Raw genomic sequence first — 1,255 nt, 5'->3', positions numbered from 1 at the left:
TTCAGGGGCGTGGGGAACTGCGCGAGAAACCACGACGCGCCCGCACCCGCCCACGAACCGCGCCCCCCGAGCTACTGGGCGCCCGGCCACCCCAACAGCGGTCCCAGCCTCGTCGCGATGTCCGTCAGAATCTGGACATAGTCCTCGTGTTCGAAGGTGAACGGCAGGGCGAACGCCACCTCGTCGACCTCGCGGAACGCGACCTGCGCGTGCAGCCGCTCGGCGATCTCCTCGGCCGTCCCCACGAGGTCCGGCGCGAACAGCAGCCGCCCCGGCCCCTGCGGCGCCGCCGTCCGGGGCAGCCGTGCGGCCGCGTACGCCTCGTACCGGGCCCGCTGCTCCGCACTCGCGGAGTCCGTCGGAATCACCACCAGCCCCTGCGAGACCCGCGCCCGCTCCCCGTCCGGGTGATGCGCTCGGAACTGCCGGATGTGCGAGAGCTGGATCGCGGCGAAGTCCGCCGACTCCGCCCCGGCCTCCTCGTTCCCCGGCGCCCCCTCGCTCGGCGTCGCTTCCCCCGGCTCCGCCTTCACGACGCTGCTGGTGAGGAAGTTCATCCCGTTCTCCCCGGCCCAGCGGGCCGACCGCAGGCTGCCGCCGCCGTACCACATACGGCTTCCGAGGCCGGGGGAGTGCGGCTGGACCCGGTCCGAGAAGACCTCGAACCCCTCGGTGCCGCTGAACTCCGTGGCCGCCTCCCCGCGCACGAAGCCGAGGAGCCGCCGGACCCGCTCGAAGCTGAAGTCCTCGGCGTCGGCGGTGTCGGGGTAGAGCGCCGACCTGACGGTGTCGTAGTGCATCGGCGGTCCCACGCTGACGCCGGGGTTGAGCCGGCCGCCGGACAGGATGTCGACCGTCGCCAGGTCCTCCGCGAGCCGCAGCGGGTTCTCCCAGCCCAACGGGATGACGGCGGTGCCGAGTTCGATACGGCTCGTGCGCTGTGAGGCCGCCGCGAGCACGGCGACGGGGGAGGAGATGCCGTACTGGAGGTGACGGTGGCGCAGCCAGGCGCTGTCGAAGCCGAGCCGTTCGCCCAGCTCGATGATCTCCAGGGTCGACTCGTGGCCCCGCCGGGGATCCGCCTCGTCGAACAGCCCGATGGTCAGAAAGCCCAGCTTCCGCAACGGCCGCGAGCCCGGCGGCACGGTGTGGTCCATGGTCGTCCTCCAGCTGGTCCGAGGTGGGGACGATTGTCGCAGGTGGGTGTTTCGTGGGGCGGCGACGCCGGGGGACGGTCAGAGGTGCGAGGGGTGCG

The 1,255-nt window shown here is 72.5% G+C and carries 1 protein-coding gene; it reads right to left on the bottom strand.

The window, feature by feature from the left end; all coding sequences use genetic code 11:
• Positions 1-71: 71 nt before the first annotated feature.
• Positions 72-1,157 (bottom strand): LLM class flavin-dependent oxidoreductase, encoded by a 1,086-nt coding sequence (locus AOK23_RS39600; RefSeq protein ID WP_055717279.1) that lies wholly within the window; start codon positions 1,155-1,157, stop codon positions 72-74.
• Positions 1,158-1,255: the final 98 nt, after the last annotated feature.

Source organism: Streptomyces torulosus, assembly GCF_001419765.1.
Classification (GTDB): Bacteria; Actinomycetota; Actinomycetes; order Streptomycetales; family Streptomycetaceae; genus Streptomyces; species Streptomyces torulosus.
Note: the sequence above shows the minus strand (reverse complement) of the source record. Positions and strands in the feature narration are given on the sequence as shown.

Coding starts and splice junctions, on each gene's coding strand:
- AOK23_RS39600 (WP_055717279.1), bottom strand. CDS start 1,157: ATGGACCACACCGTGCCGCCGGGCTCGCGGCCGTTGCGGAAGCTGGGC.